A 16000-nucleotide genomic window follows, 5' to 3' on the forward strand; every position below is an offset into this window, starting at 1 on the left:
TTTTAAATCAAAAAAACCTAATAGTCTATTTAAACATTAGCAGTAGCTAACATTTTTTTAATTTCTGCAATTGCTTTTGCTGGATTTAGCCCTTTAGGACAAGCATTTGTACAATTTAAAATAGTATGACATCTATAAAGTTTTAATTCATCAGCAACTTTTTTTAATCTTGCTTTTCTTTCTTCATCTCTACTATCAACGATCCATCTGTATGCTTGTAGAAGCACTGCTGGGCCTAAATATTTATCTCCATTCCACCAATAACTTGGGCAAGATGTTGAACAGCATGCACACATGATACATTCATAAGCACCATCAAGTTTTGCTCTATCTTCTTGAGATTGATAAATTTCTGTTGTTTCTTTTTTTGAATTATTTTTTAGCCAAGGTTCAATAGATTCATACTGTTTATACAAACCATCTAAATCACCAATTAAATCTCTTTTAACTTTCAAGTGCGGTAGTGGATATATGTCTATATCTCCATCAATTTCCGAATGTGGAGTTGTGCACGCTAAACCATTTTTGCCACCCATGTTCATAGCACAAGAACCACAAACACCATGAGCACAAGATCTTCTGTAAGCTAATGTTGGATCAATTTCGTTTTTAATTTTATTTAAAATATCTAAAACTTTTGAAGGACAGTTATCCATATCAACTTCATAAGTATCAATTCTTGGATTTTCTTCATTAGAAGGGTCCCATCTATAAACATTTACTTTTCTAAGATTTTTCGAACCTGTTTTGTCTTTAAAATATTTACCTTTTTTGACTTCAGAATTTTTTGGTAAATTCAATTGCACCATTAGTATACCCGTTCTTGTGGTGGGAAATATTGAACATCATTGGTCAAAGTTGACTTGTGAACTGGTCTGTAGCTAATTTTTGTATTTTTTCCATCACACCAAGCAAGAGTGTGTTGCATAAATTTTTCGTCATTTCTTTTTGGATAATCATCTCTTGCATGAGCTCCTCTGCTTTCTTTTCTGTGATATGCAGATTCTACTGTTGTTACAGCCTGTCTAATTAAATTATCAAATTCTAAAGTTTCAACTAAATCAGTATTAAAAACTAAAGATTTATCTTTGACAGAAATAGAGTCCATTCCATCATAAGTTTTTCTAATATCATCAACACCTTCTTTTAGATTTTTTTCTGTTCTAAATACTGCACATTTAGATTGCATTGTTTTTTGCATTGAAAGTCTAAGTTCTGCAGTACTATTATTTCCATCTGCATTTCTTAACTTATCAAATCTATCTAAACATTTTTGTGTCTCAGATTCAGGTATCTCTTCATGAGGAGTTCCAGTTTTAACTAATTCTGCAGCTCTCTTTGCTGCTGCTCTTCCAAATACTACTAAATCAATTAGTGAATTAGAGCCAAGTCTATTTGCACCATGAACAGAAACGCATGCTGCTTCTCCTATAGCCATCAGACCTGGAACAGTTTTTTCTGAACCATTAACAGTTAAAACTTCTGCTTTGTAATTTGTTGGAATTCCTCCCATATTATAATGAACTGTTGGGACAACGGGTATTGGTTCTTTAGTTACATCTACATTTGCAAATAATCTTGCAGCATCAGTAATTCCTGGAAGTCTACTTTCAATAATATCTTTATCTAAATGACTTAAGTTCAAATGAACATGATCTTGATCTTTTCCAACTCCTCTTCCTTCATTTATTTCAATAGACATTGATCTACTAACAACATCTCTTGATGCTAAATCTTTTGCATTTGGAGCATATCTTTCCATAAATCTTTCACCTTTAGAATTGGTTAGATAACCACCCTCTCCTCGGGCACCTTCTGTTATTAACGTGCCATGACCATAAATTCCTGTTGGATGAAATTGAACAAACTCCATGTCCTGAAGAGGCAATCCAGCTCTTAATACCATTGCATTTCCATCTCCAGTACATGTATGAGCAGATGTAGCTGAGTAGTAGACTTTCCCATACCCACCTGTAGCTATAATTACAGTGTGTGCTCTAAATCTATGGATTGTTCCATCGTTTAAATTCCATGCAATTAACCCTTTGCATGCTCCATCTTTCATTAAAAGATCTAGTGCAAAATATTCTATAAAAAATTCGGTATTATGTTTTAGGGCCTGTCCGTAAAGTGTATGAAGAATTGCATGACCAGTTCTATCTGCAGCAGCACATGTTCTTTGGACAATTCCATTTCCATAATTTTTAGTCATTCCTCCAAAAGGTCTTTGATAAATTTTTCCCTCTTCAGTTCTACTAAATGGAACTCCATATTTTTCTAATTCTAAAACTGCTTTTGGAGCTTCTTTACATAAATACTCAATACTGTCTTGATCTCCTAACCAGTCAGCACCTTTGACCGTATCATACATGTGCCATCTCCAGTCATCTTCTCCCATGTTACCAAGTGCAGCTGAGATACCTCCTTGTGCAGCAGATGTGTGACTTCTAGTTGGAAATACTTTTGAAATACATGCTGTTTTCAATCCAGCTTCGCTTAATCCAACAGCAGCCCTCAAGCCAGATCCACCAGCTCCTAAGACAACTACGTCATATTCATGATCTATAATATTATAAGCACTCATTATTTTAGATTAAGTAAAATTATTATTGTAAATAATGGAATGATTATAGCAGAAATATAGAGAAGTCTGTTTGCGACATATTTGGTTTTTTCATTAGAAATATAGTCCTCAAAAACCTCACTAATACTTAAGGCAGAAAAAAAATAAGCAAAAATTAAAAATATACTAAATATAAACTTATTTATTTTATTTGAAAAAAAACCAACCACTTCAGAATAATCTCCATCATAAACTGATATGAAATTAATTATAAACCAAAACATTAAAGGGATTAAAATTATTGATGATAATTTTAAAAACATCCATTTTTTTGTAGCTAAATTCATATTAAAAAAAGTTTTTTCCAATTAAGTAAAATAAAATAGTTAAAATTAATGAACCAAAAATCACCATCAGGCCTGTTATACGAGTAGTCTTTAGTTCATAGCCATAACCCATATCCATTATTAAATGTCTGATTTCACTAAGTATTTGAAAGCTAAAGGACCATACTAACCCTATTGCAACAAATTTTCCAAGAAACGAATTCAAAAAATAATTTATCAAATCATATTTGGGTTCTCCTAAAACTAGCGAAGAAACCCAGACACAAACTAAAGTTATTGCTATAATATTTATTATGCCAGTAATTCTATGAGAAATAGATACTAGTGAGGATATGTGCCATCTATAAATTTGTATATGAGGAGAAAGGGGTCTTTTACTTTCCATAAAAATTATTTTTTATTAATGTTTCTGCAATTTCAACTGCATTTAAAGCTGCACCTCTAAGTAAATTATCTGAAACAATCCACATATTTAAGCAATTCTTTTTAGTTTTATCCTCTCTAATTCTTGAAATAAATGTCTCATCTTTTCCAGCCGCTTCAAGTGGAGTTGAATATCCACCATCTTTTCTCTCATCAATGACTTTGCAGCCTTCCATTTTATCAAGACATTCTTTAATTTGGTCAATTGTAAATTCTTTTTCTAATTCTAAATTTACTGCTTCAGAATGAGAGACTAAAACTGGTACTCTTACACAAGTTGCTGATAATTCAATATCTTGATCTAGAATTTTTTTAGTCTCATTGGTCATCTTTAATTCCTCTTTTGTGTATCCATCATCAGCAAATAAATCGATATGAGGAATTAAATTAAACGAAATTTGCTTTGTAAAATTTTTTGACTCTATTACTTTATTTTCTAGTGCTAGCTTAGTCTGTTCTACTAATTCATCCATTGGTGCTTTACCTCCGCCAGATACAGATTGATATGTTGCTACAATTACTCTTTTTATTTTAAATAAATCATGGATTGGTTTTAATGGTAAAACTAATTGTGCAGTTGAACAATTAGGATTAGCAATAATATTTTTTTTTATATTTTTTAAGTCATCCGCATTTACTTGAGGTACAATTAAAGGAACATCAGGGTCCATTCTATAAAAACTAGAATTATCTATTACAATGCTGTGACTTGCTGCTTTTGAGGCATAAGCTTCTGAAATTTTTCCACCTGCTGCAAAAAAAGTAATTTTAGCTTTTGAAAAATCAAAAGTCTCTAAATTTTCAACTTTTATGTCTTTACCTTTAAAATTGATTTTTGAACCAGCACTTTTCGCAGATGCAACTAAAAAAATTTCTGAAATAGGCAAATTTTTCCTCTCAAGTACTTCTAGTACTTTTCTTCCAACATTGCCTGTGGCTCCGACTATAGCTATATTCATGATGAGGTTGTTATACTAAATGAAAGGTAAATCGCAAACTTTTCCAGTGCAATTATGTCCATTTACAACAACTTTTACATTTTGCTCAGGATTCCAGTATCCTTTTTGCATCATAGCTATACCAATTACTTTTTTGAAGTGAGGTGAATAGCAAGCAGATCTTAATTCTCCAATTAGGTTGTTGTTTTCATCTGTCAGATCTAGAGAACCTGTTACACTAATTTCATTAATATCAATTTTTATACCCATCAACTTTTTGGTTATTCCCTCTTGTTTTATTTTTATTAATTTTTCCTTACCCAAAAACTTTACATCACTATCTAAGTTAACATACTTATCAAATCCACACTCAAACGGGTTATCATTGTTATCCATATCGTTTCCAAATGATAAAAGAGCACTTTCAATTCTCTCTATTAAATTAGGGCATCCAGGTTTAACATTAAATTCTTTACCAGCTTCAAATAAATGATCATATAACTTTTGACCAGACTCAGTATTTTGAACATAAATTTCATAGCCACCTTGCTTAGACCAACCTGATTGTGCAATTAAATGATCAACTCCTTCAAAATTAAAATAATCAAATCCAAAAAATTTTAATTTAGTAATCTTTTCACCAAATACTTTTTCCATTAACTTAAATGACTTTGGGCCTTGAACGGCCATAATGTCTACATTTGGTTCAAAGATTTTAACATCAAATTTTTGTCCAATTGCTAATCCTTTTGCAAATAAAATTACATCAGAGTCGGCAATAGATATCCACCACTTCTCCTGATTTAATCTCAGCACTACAGGGTCATTAATTAATCCACCCTGGTCATCTATAATAGGACAATAATAACATCTACCATCTTTAGATTTAGATAAATCTCTACAAGTCATTAATTGAACTAATTTAGCTGAGTCTTTTCCTGAAATTTCAACTTGCCTTTCTGCTGCAACATCCCAAATCTGAACATGTTCTTTTAAATGATGATAAGAATCTTCTATAGATCCAAACGCTGCAGGTAACAACATATGATTATAGATTGTATAAGCCGTTACACCTTGTTTTTCTATTCTTGAAGTATAAGGTGAACTTCTAAGTCTTCTAGATTTTGCTATTGAATAATTTTTCATTTATTTAAAAATTCTAAAACCTTGTCCCGCATTTCAAATGCTTTTTCAATCATAATCATATGTCCACATCCTTCAATTACATGAATAGTTGGATTTTTAATCAATTGAGAAAATTTTTTACCAGATTCTAAATTAACCATTTTATCTAAAGAACCAAAAACAAACATAGTTGGAACTTCGATGGATCTGGCTGCGGTTGAACCATTTTTATAATTATTACAAGCTATAAGATCTATAGCAAGTATTTCACTAATATCTTTTGGAGATTGAATAATTCTTTCAACTGGATTTCCACCTATAAATTTTTTTGAGCCTTCATATCCCCACTTCATCATTAACTTTACTGCATCAGAATCTCCATTTTCTGCAAGCTCAATTAAATCAGGATGAACAGGCATTTTATTAGATCCACCTACAAAGACTATTTTTTTTAGTCTATCTTTGTATCTATGAGAATACTCAAGTATTTCTAAACATCCCTGTGAGTGACCAACTAAAATTAAATTTTGAAGATCTAAGGCATCAAATACAAGTTCCAACCATTCTGCTATTTCCTCAATAGTTTTTAAACATGGCCCCTCAGAATTTCCATGTCCTGGTAAATCAATAGATAATACATTGAAATTATTATTTGAAAAAAATTGCTCACTTAATGACCAAACAATATGAGATAAGCCACTCCCATGAAGAAAAATAATGGTATCTTTGTTTTTATCTATACCTTTGCCATTGTCTGAAGCAAAAATACTTTTATTTTCGATTTCAAATATCAATTAGATTCCTAAACTTTTTTTCTAAGTTCAAACTTCTGTATTTTCCCAGTTGATGTCTTAGGTAGTTCACAAAAAACAACCTTTTTGGGAACTTTAAATCCAGCCAAAGTTTCCTTACAAAAATCAATTAATTCATTTTCAGTAACAGGCTTATCTTGAACCATTTCGATGAAAGCACAGGGTACTTCTCCCCATTTATCATCTGGTTTTGCAACTACTGCAGCTATTGAAACTGAAGGATGTTTAGATAATGTATTTTCAATTTCTATTGATGAAATGTTTTCTCCCCCTGAAATAATAATATCCTTAGATCTATCTTGAATTTTTACATATCCATCAGGAAACATAACTGCCAAGTCACCACTATGAAACCATCCATCTTTCATTGCTTTGTCAGTAGCTTCTTTATCTTTAAAGTAACCTTTCATTACTACATTTCCTCTAATCATGATCTCTCCGATAGTTTTTCCATCTTTAGGAACTTCTTTCATCGTCTCTGGGTCTAAAACGGTTACTCCTTCTGTGTTAGGATACCTTACTCCTTGTCTTGCTTTAATCTCATTTTGTTTATCCTCATCTAAATCATTCCATCCATCATTCCATGCACATTGTGTAACATGACCATATGTTTCTGTAAGACCATATACATGCATAACCTCAAACCCAAGTGATTTCATCTTTTTAAAAATAATACTCGGTGGAGGTGCTCCAGCAGTTAAGACATAAACTTTATGCTTTAATTTTTTTCTATCGCTTTCGGGAGCTCCTGTTATCATATTTAAAATTATTGGTGCTCCTCCAAAATGAGTAATGTCATATTTATCAATAAGTTCAAAAATTTTCTTTACATCAATGTTTCTTAAGCAAATTGTTCTTCCATTTAACATTGGAACTGTCCATGGATAGCACCAGCCATTACAATGAAACATAGGCACAACTGTTAAAAAGTTTAAACGATTAGGCATGTTCCAGGCAACCGAACTTCCTGTAGACATCAAGTATGCTCCTCTATGATGGTACACAACCCCTTTAGGATTGCCAGTTGTACCTGAAGTATAACTTAAAGATATTGCCTGCCATTCATCATCAGGCATTTTCCAATCAAAATTTTCATCTCCAGTATTTAAAAAACTTTCGTATTCTAAATCTCCAATTTTTTCCAATTTCGATTGATCAGCATGTTTGTCGTTAATATCTATAACAGTGATTTTTTTATTTAAATTTTTTAAAGCTTTTTTTACTTCTACATGTAATTGTCTATCTACAACTAATACCTTCGCATCACTATGATTTAAAATATAATTAATTGTATTGGCATCTAATCTTATATTTATTGTGTTTAAAACTGCTCCTGTCATTGGAACTGAGTAGTGTGCCTCAAAAATTTCAGGAGTATTAAAAGCTAAAAAAGATACTGTGTCTCCTTTTTGAATACCAATTTTAGAAAGTGCACTGGCAAATTTTACTGCTCTTTTATAAACTTCATTCCAAGTATAGCTTCTATCCTCATAAACTATAGCCTCATAATCAGGATAAACATCTTTGGCTCTTTGTAAAAATGTTAGTGGTGTTAATGGAACATAATTTGCATTATTTCTATCCAGATTAATATCGTAATGATTCATTATTAATTAAATTTAAATTTCATTATATTTGAGCTACCTGAAACTGCAGATTTATAATGATATTCTGCTCTTGGTAGCACTTTTTCAAAGTAGAATGTAGCTGTATTAATTTTGTCTGAATAAAACTCTTTATTTTCTTCATAATCTTTAAAACTGATTTCTAAGATTTTTATCCATGAAAAAGCAATCGAAATATAACCAAGTGTTTTTAAATAATCATTTGCAGCTGCAGAAACATCATCTTTTTCTATTTTACTTTTATCTACAATCCAACCAGTGAACTTTGATAAAATATCAAGATAATATGTAAGATCTTTTGTAAAAGATTTTACCTTTTCATGTTTGTTTTCACATTCAGATTTTATCATTTCTAAAAATTTAGAAATTACATCACCATTTCTATTAATTAATTTTCTAAATACTAAATCAGCAGCTTGAACTGAATTAGTTCCTTCGTATATCGGTGTAATTCTGTTATCTCTGTATAACTGTTCAATACCTTGGTCTTTGGTATAACCGTACCCTCCATGAATCTGCATAGCATCGCTCGTAATCTCCATAGCTAAATCAGTAAATAAAGATTTAACTACAGGTGTCATCAAAGAAACATAATCAGAAGCTTCCTGTTTAATTTTTTCATCTGGATGATGAAGACTAACTTCAGTTTGTTGAGACAGCCAAAAGCATAAAGCTCTTTCTCCCTCAATTATTGATTTCATGTTTAATAAAGTTCTTCTTATGTCTGCATGGTCAATAATAAAATCTGCACCATTTGTAGATTTAGAATTATTAGTTTTTCCTTGTTTTCTCTCTTTTGCATAAGCAAGTGAATTTTGGTAAGCAATTTCTGAAATACCCAATCCCTGAATACCAACTACAATTCTCTCAAGATTCATCATGGTAAACATTGCATTTAAACCTTTGTCCTTAGGACCAATCATGTATCCTGTTGCATCATCAAAGTTTAAGACACAAGTTGCCGAACCTTTAATTCCCATTTTTGTTTCAATAGATCCTGTTGAAATACCATTTCTTTGTCCAACCGATCCATCTTGATTTACTAAAAACTTGGGTACTAAAAATAAACTTATTCCTTTTGTTCCTGTAGGTGAGTCAGTAGATCTTGCTAAGACTAAATGAACAATGTTTTCTGTTAAGTCATGATCACCTGATGTGATAAAAATTTTTTGGCCAGTTATTTTATAAGTTCCATCGGATTGACTAACTGCTTTTGTTTTAAGTAAACCTAAATCGGTACCACAAACAGGTTCTGTTAAGCACATCGTGCCACTCCATTTACCTTCTACAATTTTAGGTAAATATTTATCTTTTATTTCATCAGTAGCGTGATGATTAATACAATTGTATGCTCCAATACTTAATTCACTATAAAGTTTAAAAGATAAACTAGCTGAAGACAGCATTTCGTCAAAAAAAGCACTAACTGTTTTTGGCATTCCTTGACCACCATATTTTGGATCGCATGACAATGAAGTCCATCCATCCTCAATATATTTCTGATAAGCTTCTTTGTATCCTGGTGGTGTTCTAACTACACCATTTTCTAAAATTGCTGGATTTTCATCGCCTGCTTTAGCAAGTGGTAAAATTAAATTTTGATTGATTTTAGCTGCTTCTTCTAAAATATCTTTAACCAAATCTGAGCTGACTTCATTATATCTTTCAAGATCATTATAATTTTTGTTATCTCTTAATTTTTCATAGAGAAACATCATATCTTTGACAGGTGCAGAATAACTTGGCATTTAAAAAGCTTAGAATACTTAGAGATTTATTGCAATTTTGAAATTATCGCATCGCCCATTTGCGAGGTAGATACTTCTTTCATGCCCTCAGAAAGGATATCTTTCGTTCTTAGACCGTCATTTAATACAGCTTGTACAGCATTTTCTAAAGCATCAGCTTCATTATCAAGATCTAAAGAATATCTTAAAGCCATTGCAAAACTTAATACTGTTGCGATTGGATTTGCTAGCCCTTTTCCTGCAATATCAGGAGCTGAACCATGTATAGGTTCATACATTGCTCTCATTTCACCATCTTTATTTTTTGCACCTAAGGATGCTGAAGGTAATAACCCTAGAGATCCTGTTAACATTGAAGCTTGATCTGAAAGCATATCACCAAATAAATTATCAGTAACAATTACATCAAATTGTTTTGGATTTCTAAGTAATTGCATTGCACAGTTATCTGCAAGCATGTGACTTAGCTCAACATCTTTGTATTCTTTTTCATGAAGTTCCTGAACTTCTTCTTTCCATAGTTGTCCAGCTTCCATTACATTAGATTTCTCACAAGATGTAACTTTATTTGATCTTTTTCGAGCAAGATCAAAGGCAACTCTTGCAACTCTAGTAATTTCACCAGTGGTATAAGTGTGAGTATTTATTCCTTTTCTTTCACCATTTTCTATTGGTTTAATACCTCTTGGTTCACCAAAATAAATTCCACCTGTTAATTCTCTTACAATCATTATATCTAAACCCGAAACTACTTCTGGTTTAAGTGTTGATGCACCAACTAACTGTTCAAAACATATGGCAGGTCTCAAATTTGCAAATAATTTTAATTCTTTTCTTAATTTTAATAAAGCTCTCTCCGGTTTTTTTGAAAACTCAATATTATCCCACTTAGGTCCTCCAACTGCACCGAGCATAACAACTTCACTCTCTAAAGCTTTATAAAAAACTTCATCTGTTATAGGTGTACCATGTTTATCGTAAGAACATCCACCTGCAAGATCTTCATCTATTTCAAAGTCTAAAGATTTTTTATCATTGAACCAATTAATTATTTTTCTAACTTCTCCAATTACCTCAGGTCCAATACCATCACCTGGTAATAATAGAATTTTTCTTTTTTTTACTTTAATCATTAAAAACCCAAGGTTTTTTATCTTTTAACTGATTTTCAAAATTTTGAATTTTATCAGATTTTTTTAAAGAAAGAGCAATGTCATCTAATCCTTCTAACAAACATTTTTTCTTAAATGGATCTATTTCAAATTTAATTTCATTGTTTCCGTAAATAATTTTTTGATCATTTAAATCTACAGAAATTTCTTCTTTTCTATTTGCATATTCAGAAAGTTCTTTTATTTTTTCTTCTTCAAGAATTATTGGTAAAATTCCATTTTTAAAACAATTACTATAAAAAATATCAGCATAACTTGAACTAATTACACAAGTAATTCCAAAATCTAACAATGCCCATGGAGCATGCTCTCTTGATGAACCACATCCAAAATTGTTTCCTGCAATTAAAATTTTTGAGTTATTAAATGGTTCCTGATTTAATACAAAATCATTAATTTCTTTTCCATTATCGTCATATCTCATTTCAAAAAACAAATTTTTTCCAAGTCCAGTTCTTTTTATTGTTTTTAAAAATTGCTTAGGAATAATCATATCTGTATCGATATTTACGATTGGTAAATAAGCTGGAATACTTTTTAATGTATTAAATTTTTGCATTTAATTTTGATACTTTCTTACATCATCTAAATTACCAGAGATTGCAGCTGCAGCTGCCATCCCAGGGCTTACTAGATGCGTTCTGCCGCCTCTTCCCTGTCTTCCTTCAAAGTTTCTGTTTGAAGTAGATGCACATCTTTCCTCTGGTTTTAATTTATCTGCATTCATTGCTAAACACATAGAACAGCCTGGCTCTCTCCATTCAAATCCTGAATTTACAAATATTTTATCTAAACCTTCTTGCTCAGCTTGTTCTTTAACTAATCCTGACCCGGGAACTACAATAGCATTTACATGAGATGATATTTTTTTGTCCTTTAAGATTTTGGCAGCTTCCCTTAAATCTTCAATTCTTCCGTTTGTACAGCTTCCAATAAATACTTTATCTATCTTGATGTCAGTTGCTGCCATATCAGGTGTTAATCCCATATATTTTAGTGCTCTTTCAATTGAGTTCTTTTTATCCTCATCTTTTTCATTTTGAGGATTTGGTACTTTTCCATCGATTGTAATTACATCTTGAGGTGAAGTCCCCCAAGTAATCATTGGTAAAATATCATTTGCATTAAGATTTATTTCTTTATCAAAACTTGCATCAGCATCTGTTTTCAAACTGTTCCAATATTCCAAAGCCTTTTCCCAATTTTCTCCTTTTGGAGACATGGGTTTACCTTTTAAATATTCAAATATTTTTTCATCTGGAGCAATTAATCCAGCTCTTGCACCACCCTCAATGGTCATATTGCAAATAGTCATTCTCTGTTCAACACTCAAAGATCTTATTAAATCTCCAGCATATTCAACTACACAACCTGTTCCTCCTGCAGTACCAATCTTTCCGATGATTTGAAGTATTACATCTTTAGATGTTACTCCTAATGGAAGTGTTCCATTAACATTAATTCTAAAATTTTTTGCTTTCTTTTGAACGAGTGTTTGCGTTGCTAAAACATGTTCAACTTCAGATGTTCCAATACCAAAAGCTAATGATCCAAAAGCACCATGAGTTGCGGTATGACTATCTCCACATACAATAACTGTTCCTGGTTGAGTAAAACCTTGTTCTGGTCCAATAATATGAACAATTCCTTGTCGTTTATCATCCATACCAAAAAGCTGTACACCAAATTCCTTACAATTTGATTCTAATGTATCGACTTGTATTTTAGATTCCTGATCTGCTATCCCTTTGGTTCTATCTGTCGTTGGAACATTATGATCAGCAACAGCTAAAGTTAAATTAGGATGACGAACTTTTCTATTTGAATTTCTTAAACCTTCAAAAGCTTGTGGACTAGTAACTTCATGAATTAAGTGTCTATCGACAAACAATAAAGCTGTTCCATCTTCTTGCTGATCTACTAAATGATCATTCCAAATTTTATCGTAAAGAGTAGTGGACATTGAAAAAAAATTATTTTTTTTCTGAAGTACTTTCTGTTGATTGTTCGGCAGTAGCTTCTTCTGTCTTAGGGGCTTCTTCTTTTGGAGCTTCTGCAGCTGGTGCTGCTTCTACTTTAGGAGCCTCTTCCTTTGGAGCTTCTGTTGGTGGTGCTACGTTTTCTTCAGTAACTGTTTCAGGTTTTGCATCAACATCAATACCAATTTTTTTTCTGATTTTTTCTGCAATCCTTGCTGATTTACCTGTTCTATCTCTCAGATAGTATAATTTTGCTCTTCTTACTTTTCCTGATCTAATAACTTTAATTGAGTCAATTAGAGTTCCATAAAGTGGAAATGTTCTTTCAACACCTTCACCAAAAGAAATTTTTCTAACTGTGAAAGACGAGTTTAAATCTCTGCTTTTTTTTGCAATACAAACGCCTTCAAAATATTGAATTCTCTCTTTTTTTCCCTCTGTAATTCTAACACCTACTTTAACTACATCTCCAGGGTAGAATTCAGGTATCTTTTTTTCTGAAAGTATTTTTTTAACGTTATGTTGATTTATCTCTTCAATTGTTTTCATAGTTATATTTATCAAATTAATTCTTCTTATATTTTTCCCATAAATCTGGTCTTCGGACGCGTGTTATAGCCTCAGATTGAGATAAACGCCAGTGTTTAATTTTGCTGTGATCTCCTGACAAAAGTACTTCTGGAACAGCTTTTTCCTCCCAAATTTGAGGTTTTGTGAACTGAGGATACTCTAATAATCCATTTTCAAAACTTTCGTTTACCGTAGAATTCTCATTTCCCAGAACACCAGGTAAAAGTCTCAAAATACTATCAATCACCACAAATGCTGCTGACTCTCCTCCTGATAAAATAAAGTCTCCAATACTAACTTCTTCTATATTTCTTGTGCTTAACACTCTTTCATCAACTCCTTCGAAGTGTCCACAAATTATCGAAACCGATTTTTCCTTCGATAATTCTTTAGCATAATTTTGATCAAATTTTTTTCCTCTAGGAGATAAATATAATATTTTTTCTCCTTCATTTTTATTTTGATCTAATGATTTAGCTAATACATCTGCCTTCATCAACATACCAGAACCACCTCCATATGGAGTATCATCTACAGTTTTATGTTTATCCTCAGCAGCATCTCTAATGTTTACCACTTTTAAATTCCAAATATTTTTAGACATTGCTTTTCCATACAGACCTTTAGACAAAGGACCAGGAAAAATATCTGGATAAAGTGTAAACACTTGAGCTTGCCACATATACTTTCCTCAGTTTATTTTTTTTCCTCAGCTGGAGCTTCTGCTGCTGGAGCTGCTTCTGCTTTAGGAGCTTCTTCCTTTGGAGCTTCTGCTGCTGGAGCTGCTTCTGCTTTAGGAGCTTCTTCCTTTGGAGCTTCTGCTGCTCGAGCTGCTTCTGCTTTAGGAGCTTTAGGAGCTTCTGCACCATCTTCCTCTTTTTTATTTCTTTCTTTTTTAGGAACAGCTTTATTTGGATTATTTCCAGCTGCTGGCATAGGGATTAAATCATTTTCACCTAAAATTCTTGCAACTCTTGTTGTTGGTTTAGCGCCTTGACCTAGCCAATATTTAATTCTTTCAGCTTCAAGACCTACTCTTTCTTTTTTATCTTTAGGAAGTAGTGGGTTAAAAAAACCAACTTTTTCTATAAATCTTCCATCTCTTGGGAAACGACTGTCAGCTACAACAACTTTGTAAACTGGTCTCTTTTTAGAGCCTCCCCTTGATAATCTAAGTTTTAACATTTGTTCTCCTTATTTTATTATTTTAGTTTATTAAATAGCTCTGGTGGTATCCCTTGATCAGACATACCTTTCAGATTTCCTTTTGACATCTTTTTCATCATTTCAGACATCATTTTAAATTGCTTAAGCAATTTATTGATAGTGGCTGGATCTGTGCCAGAGCCATTAGCAATTCTTTTTTTTCTTGAACCATCAATTACTTTTGGATTCTCTCTCTCTTTTTTTGTCATTGATAAAATGATAGCTTCGTTTTTTGTTATAATACTTTCGTCAATCCCTGCTGAATCCATTTGAGATTTAATTTTAGATACTCCGGGCATAAAAGACATGATCCCCTCAATGCCTCCCATTTTTTTCATTTGTCTTAATTGAGAAAGGTAATCTTCCATAGAGAATTGACCCTTTTTTAAATTTTCTTCAGCTTTTTTAATGTTCTCTTCACCTAAATCTTGTGCAGCTTTTTCTACAAGGGAAACAATGTCTCCCATTCCTAAAATTCTATTTGCTATTCTATCTGGATGAAATACCTCAAAATTCTCTATTTTTTCCCCTATACCCAAAAATTTTATAGGAACATTTGATACATATTTCATACTCACGGCAGCTCCACCTCTCGCATCACCGTCAGCTCTAGTTAAGATTATTCCAGATAAGTTAACTGTATTTTTGAATTCTTTTGCAACTGAAGCAGCAACTTGACCTGTAAGGGAGTCCGCTACAAGAAAAGTTTCTGCTGGATTAATAATGCTCTCAATTTGTTTGATCTCGCTCATCATTTGTAAATCAATTTGAGTTCTCCCAGCTGTATCAAACAAAATTATATCTGCTCCATTTAGATTTGCTGCACTCATGGCTCTTTGGCAAATATCAGTTGGTTGTTGACCTTCAATAATTGGAAGTGTCAAAATATTATTCTGTTCACCTAAAGATCTAAGCTGTTCTTGTGCTGCTGGCCTATAAATATCCAAACTGACCATCATCACTTTTTTCTTTTTGTTATCTTCTAAATATTTAGCTAATTTTGCAGTAGAAGTTGTCTTACCCGAACCCTGCAAACCAACCATCATCATAGGAACTGGTGGTACAGCATTTAAATTTATATCTGCATTGCTAGAACCTAATAAGTTTACTAGCTCATCGTAGACAATTTTTACAACCATGTCTCCAGGAGAAGTTGATCTTATGATTTCTTGTCCTAAAGCTTTAGGTTTTACGTTTTCAACAAATTCTTTTGCAACATCTAAAGAAACATCTGCCTCAAGCAATGCTTGCCTAATACTTCTCAAGCCCTCATCTACCTGAGCTTCATTCAGAGAGGGTGCTTTTTTTAAAGAAGAAAAAATTTCTTCAAATTTATTTGTTAAGTTTTCAAACATATATTTTTTTGTTACGCATAGCAGTAACGCACTAGTGGGCGAACTCTCGCTGACTAGTGTCGATCTCTTTGTTTCCAAAGACACCGCAAAGTTAATGTTTTTGCGGAAACGGCAACAACCTATAATAGAGGTTCAAA

Annotated in this window: 16 protein-coding genes; all 16 read right to left on the bottom strand. The window is 32.3% G+C overall.

What is annotated here, in order from left to right:
• Window positions 1-29: 29 nt before the first annotated feature.
• From ACQY31_RS04350 to ffh, 16 genes are read right to left on the bottom strand one after another with little or no spacing between them, the layout of a single operon-like run.
• Complete coding sequence (locus ACQY31_RS04350; RefSeq protein ID WP_428078888.1) at window positions 30-809, bottom strand: succinate dehydrogenase iron-sulfur subunit; 780 nt, start codon at window positions 807-809, stop codon at window positions 30-32.
• The gene (gene sdhA / locus ACQY31_RS04355) at window positions 809-2584 is read right to left on the bottom strand and encodes a succinate dehydrogenase flavoprotein subunit (RefSeq protein WP_428078890.1); all 1776 of its coding nucleotides are present in this window, start codon (window positions 2582-2584) and stop codon (window positions 809-811) included. The genes ACQY31_RS04350 and sdhA overlap by 1 nt, the downstream gene beginning before the upstream one ends.
• Window positions 2584-2910 (bottom strand): succinate dehydrogenase, hydrophobic membrane anchor protein, encoded by a 327-nt coding sequence (gene sdhD, locus ACQY31_RS04360; RefSeq protein ID WP_428078892.1) that lies wholly within the window; start codon window positions 2908-2910, stop codon window positions 2584-2586. The genes sdhA and sdhD overlap by 1 nt, the downstream gene beginning before the upstream one ends.
• A 1-nt stretch (window position 2911) precedes the next feature.
• Window positions 2912-3295 (bottom strand): succinate dehydrogenase, cytochrome b556 subunit, encoded by a 384-nt coding sequence (sdhC, locus tag ACQY31_RS04365; RefSeq protein WP_428078894.1) that lies wholly within the window; start codon window positions 3293-3295, stop codon window positions 2912-2914.
• Window positions 3285-4292: an aspartate-semialdehyde dehydrogenase gene (locus ACQY31_RS04370; protein ID WP_428078896.1), complete on the bottom strand. Its 1008-nt coding sequence runs from the start codon at window positions 4290-4292 to the stop codon at window positions 3285-3287. The genes sdhC and ACQY31_RS04370 overlap by 11 nt, the downstream gene beginning before the upstream one ends.
• A gap of 15 nt (window positions 4293-4307) precedes the next feature.
• Window positions 4308-5417 (bottom strand): dimethylsulfoniopropionate demethylase, encoded by a 1110-nt coding sequence (locus ACQY31_RS04375; RefSeq protein WP_428078898.1) that lies wholly within the window; start codon window positions 5415-5417, stop codon window positions 4308-4310.
• Window positions 5414-6190, bottom strand: coding sequence for an alpha/beta fold hydrolase (locus tag ACQY31_RS04380; protein WP_428078900.1), 777 nt, complete (start codon window positions 6188-6190; stop codon window positions 5414-5416). The genes ACQY31_RS04375 and ACQY31_RS04380 overlap by 4 nt, the downstream gene beginning before the upstream one ends.
• Window positions 6191-6198: 8 nt before the next feature.
• Window positions 6199-7815: an acyl-CoA synthetase gene (locus tag ACQY31_RS04385; RefSeq protein WP_428078902.1), complete on the bottom strand. Its 1617-nt coding sequence runs from the start codon at window positions 7813-7815 to the stop codon at window positions 6199-6201.
• Between the two features lie 2 nt (window positions 7816-7817).
• Window positions 7818-9581: an acyl-CoA dehydrogenase family protein gene (locus tag ACQY31_RS04390; RefSeq protein WP_428078903.1), complete on the bottom strand. Its 1764-nt coding sequence runs from the start codon at window positions 9579-9581 to the stop codon at window positions 7818-7820.
• 26 nt (window positions 9582-9607) lie between these two features.
• Entirely contained in the window at window positions 9608-10714 is a 1107-nt protein-coding gene (gene leuB / locus ACQY31_RS04395; protein WP_428078905.1) for a 3-isopropylmalate dehydrogenase, read from the bottom strand.
• Window positions 10707-11312, bottom strand: a complete 606-nt coding sequence (gene leuD / locus ACQY31_RS04400; RefSeq protein WP_262589907.1) for a 3-isopropylmalate dehydratase small subunit — start codon at window positions 11310-11312, stop codon at window positions 10707-10709. Before leuD ends, leuB begins: the two co-directional genes overlap by 8 nt.
• Window positions 11313-12716, bottom strand: a complete 1404-nt coding sequence (gene leuC, locus ACQY31_RS04405; RefSeq protein ID WP_428078907.1) for a 3-isopropylmalate dehydratase large subunit — start codon at window positions 12714-12716, stop codon at window positions 11313-11315.
• A 10-nt stretch (window positions 12717-12726) separates the two neighbouring features.
• Window positions 12727-13281 carry a 50S ribosomal protein L19 gene (rplS, locus tag ACQY31_RS04410; RefSeq protein ID WP_262589909.1) on the bottom strand — a complete coding sequence of 185 codons (555 nt, stop codon included), beginning with the start codon at window positions 13279-13281 and terminating at the stop codon, window positions 12727-12729.
• Window positions 13282-13297: 16 nt separating this feature from the next.
• On the bottom strand, window positions 13298-13984 hold the full coding sequence (gene trmD, locus ACQY31_RS04415) for a tRNA (guanosine(37)-N1)-methyltransferase TrmD (RefSeq protein WP_075506095.1): 687 nt from the start codon (window positions 13982-13984) through the stop codon (window positions 13298-13300).
• Between the two features lie 14 nt (window positions 13985-13998).
• Window positions 13999-14487: a 30S ribosomal protein S16 gene (rpsP, locus tag ACQY31_RS04420; RefSeq protein ID WP_428078910.1), complete on the bottom strand. Its 489-nt coding sequence runs from the start codon at window positions 14485-14487 to the stop codon at window positions 13999-14001.
• A 17-nt stretch (window positions 14488-14504) separates the two neighbouring features.
• On the bottom strand, window positions 14505-15863 hold the full coding sequence (gene ffh / locus ACQY31_RS04425) for a signal recognition particle protein (RefSeq protein WP_262589911.1): 1359 nt from the start codon (window positions 15861-15863) through the stop codon (window positions 14505-14507).
• Window positions 15864-16000: the final 137 nt, after the last annotated feature.

Source organism: Candidatus Pelagibacter sp., from assembly GCF_965262185.1.
Taxonomy (GTDB): Bacteria; Pseudomonadota; Alphaproteobacteria; order Pelagibacterales; family Pelagibacteraceae; genus Pelagibacter.

Coding starts and splice junctions, on each gene's coding strand:
- ACQY31_RS04350 (WP_428078888.1), bottom strand. CDS start 809: ATGGTGCAATTGAATTTACCAAAAAATTCTGAAGTCAAAAAAGGTAAA.
- sdhA (WP_428078890.1), bottom strand. CDS start 2,584: ATGAGTGCTTATAATATTATAGATCATGAATATGACGTAGTTGTCTTA.
- sdhD (WP_428078892.1), bottom strand. CDS start 2,910: ATGAATTTAGCTACAAAAAAATGGATGTTTTTAAAATTATCATCAATA.
- sdhC (WP_428078894.1), bottom strand. CDS start 3,295: ATGGAAAGTAAAAGACCCCTTTCTCCTCATATACAAATTTATAGATGG.
- ACQY31_RS04370 (WP_428078896.1), bottom strand. CDS start 4,292: ATGAATATAGCTATAGTCGGAGCCACAGGCAATGTTGGAAGAAAAGTA.
- ACQY31_RS04375 (WP_428078898.1), bottom strand. CDS start 5,417: ATGAAAAATTATTCAATAGCAAAATCTAGAAGACTTAGAAGTTCACCT.
- ACQY31_RS04385 (WP_428078902.1), bottom strand. CDS start 7,815: ATGAATCATTACGATATTAATCTGGATAGAAATAATGCAAATTATGTT.
- ACQY31_RS04390 (WP_428078903.1), bottom strand. CDS start 9,581: ATGCCAAGTTATTCTGCACCTGTCAAAGATATGATGTTTCTCTATGAA.
- leuB (WP_428078905.1), bottom strand. CDS start 10,714: ATGATTAAAGTAAAAAAAAGAAAAATTCTATTATTACCAGGTGATGGT.
- leuD (WP_262589907.1), bottom strand. CDS start 11,312: ATGCAAAAATTTAATACATTAAAAAGTATTCCAGCTTATTTACCAATC.
- leuC (WP_428078907.1), bottom strand. CDS start 12,716: ATGTCCACTACTCTTTACGATAAAATTTGGAATGATCATTTAGTAGAT.
- rplS (WP_262589909.1), bottom strand. CDS start 13,281: ATGAAAACAATTGAAGAGATAAATCAACATAACGTTAAAAAAATACTT.
- trmD (WP_075506095.1), bottom strand. CDS start 13,984: ATGTGGCAAGCTCAAGTGTTTACACTTTATCCAGATATTTTTCCTGGT.
- rpsP (WP_428078910.1), bottom strand. CDS start 14,487: ATGTTAAAACTTAGATTATCAAGGGGAGGCTCTAAAAAGAGACCAGTT.
- ffh (WP_262589911.1), bottom strand. CDS start 15,863: ATGTTTGAAAACTTAACAAATAAATTTGAAGAAATTTTTTCTTCTTTA.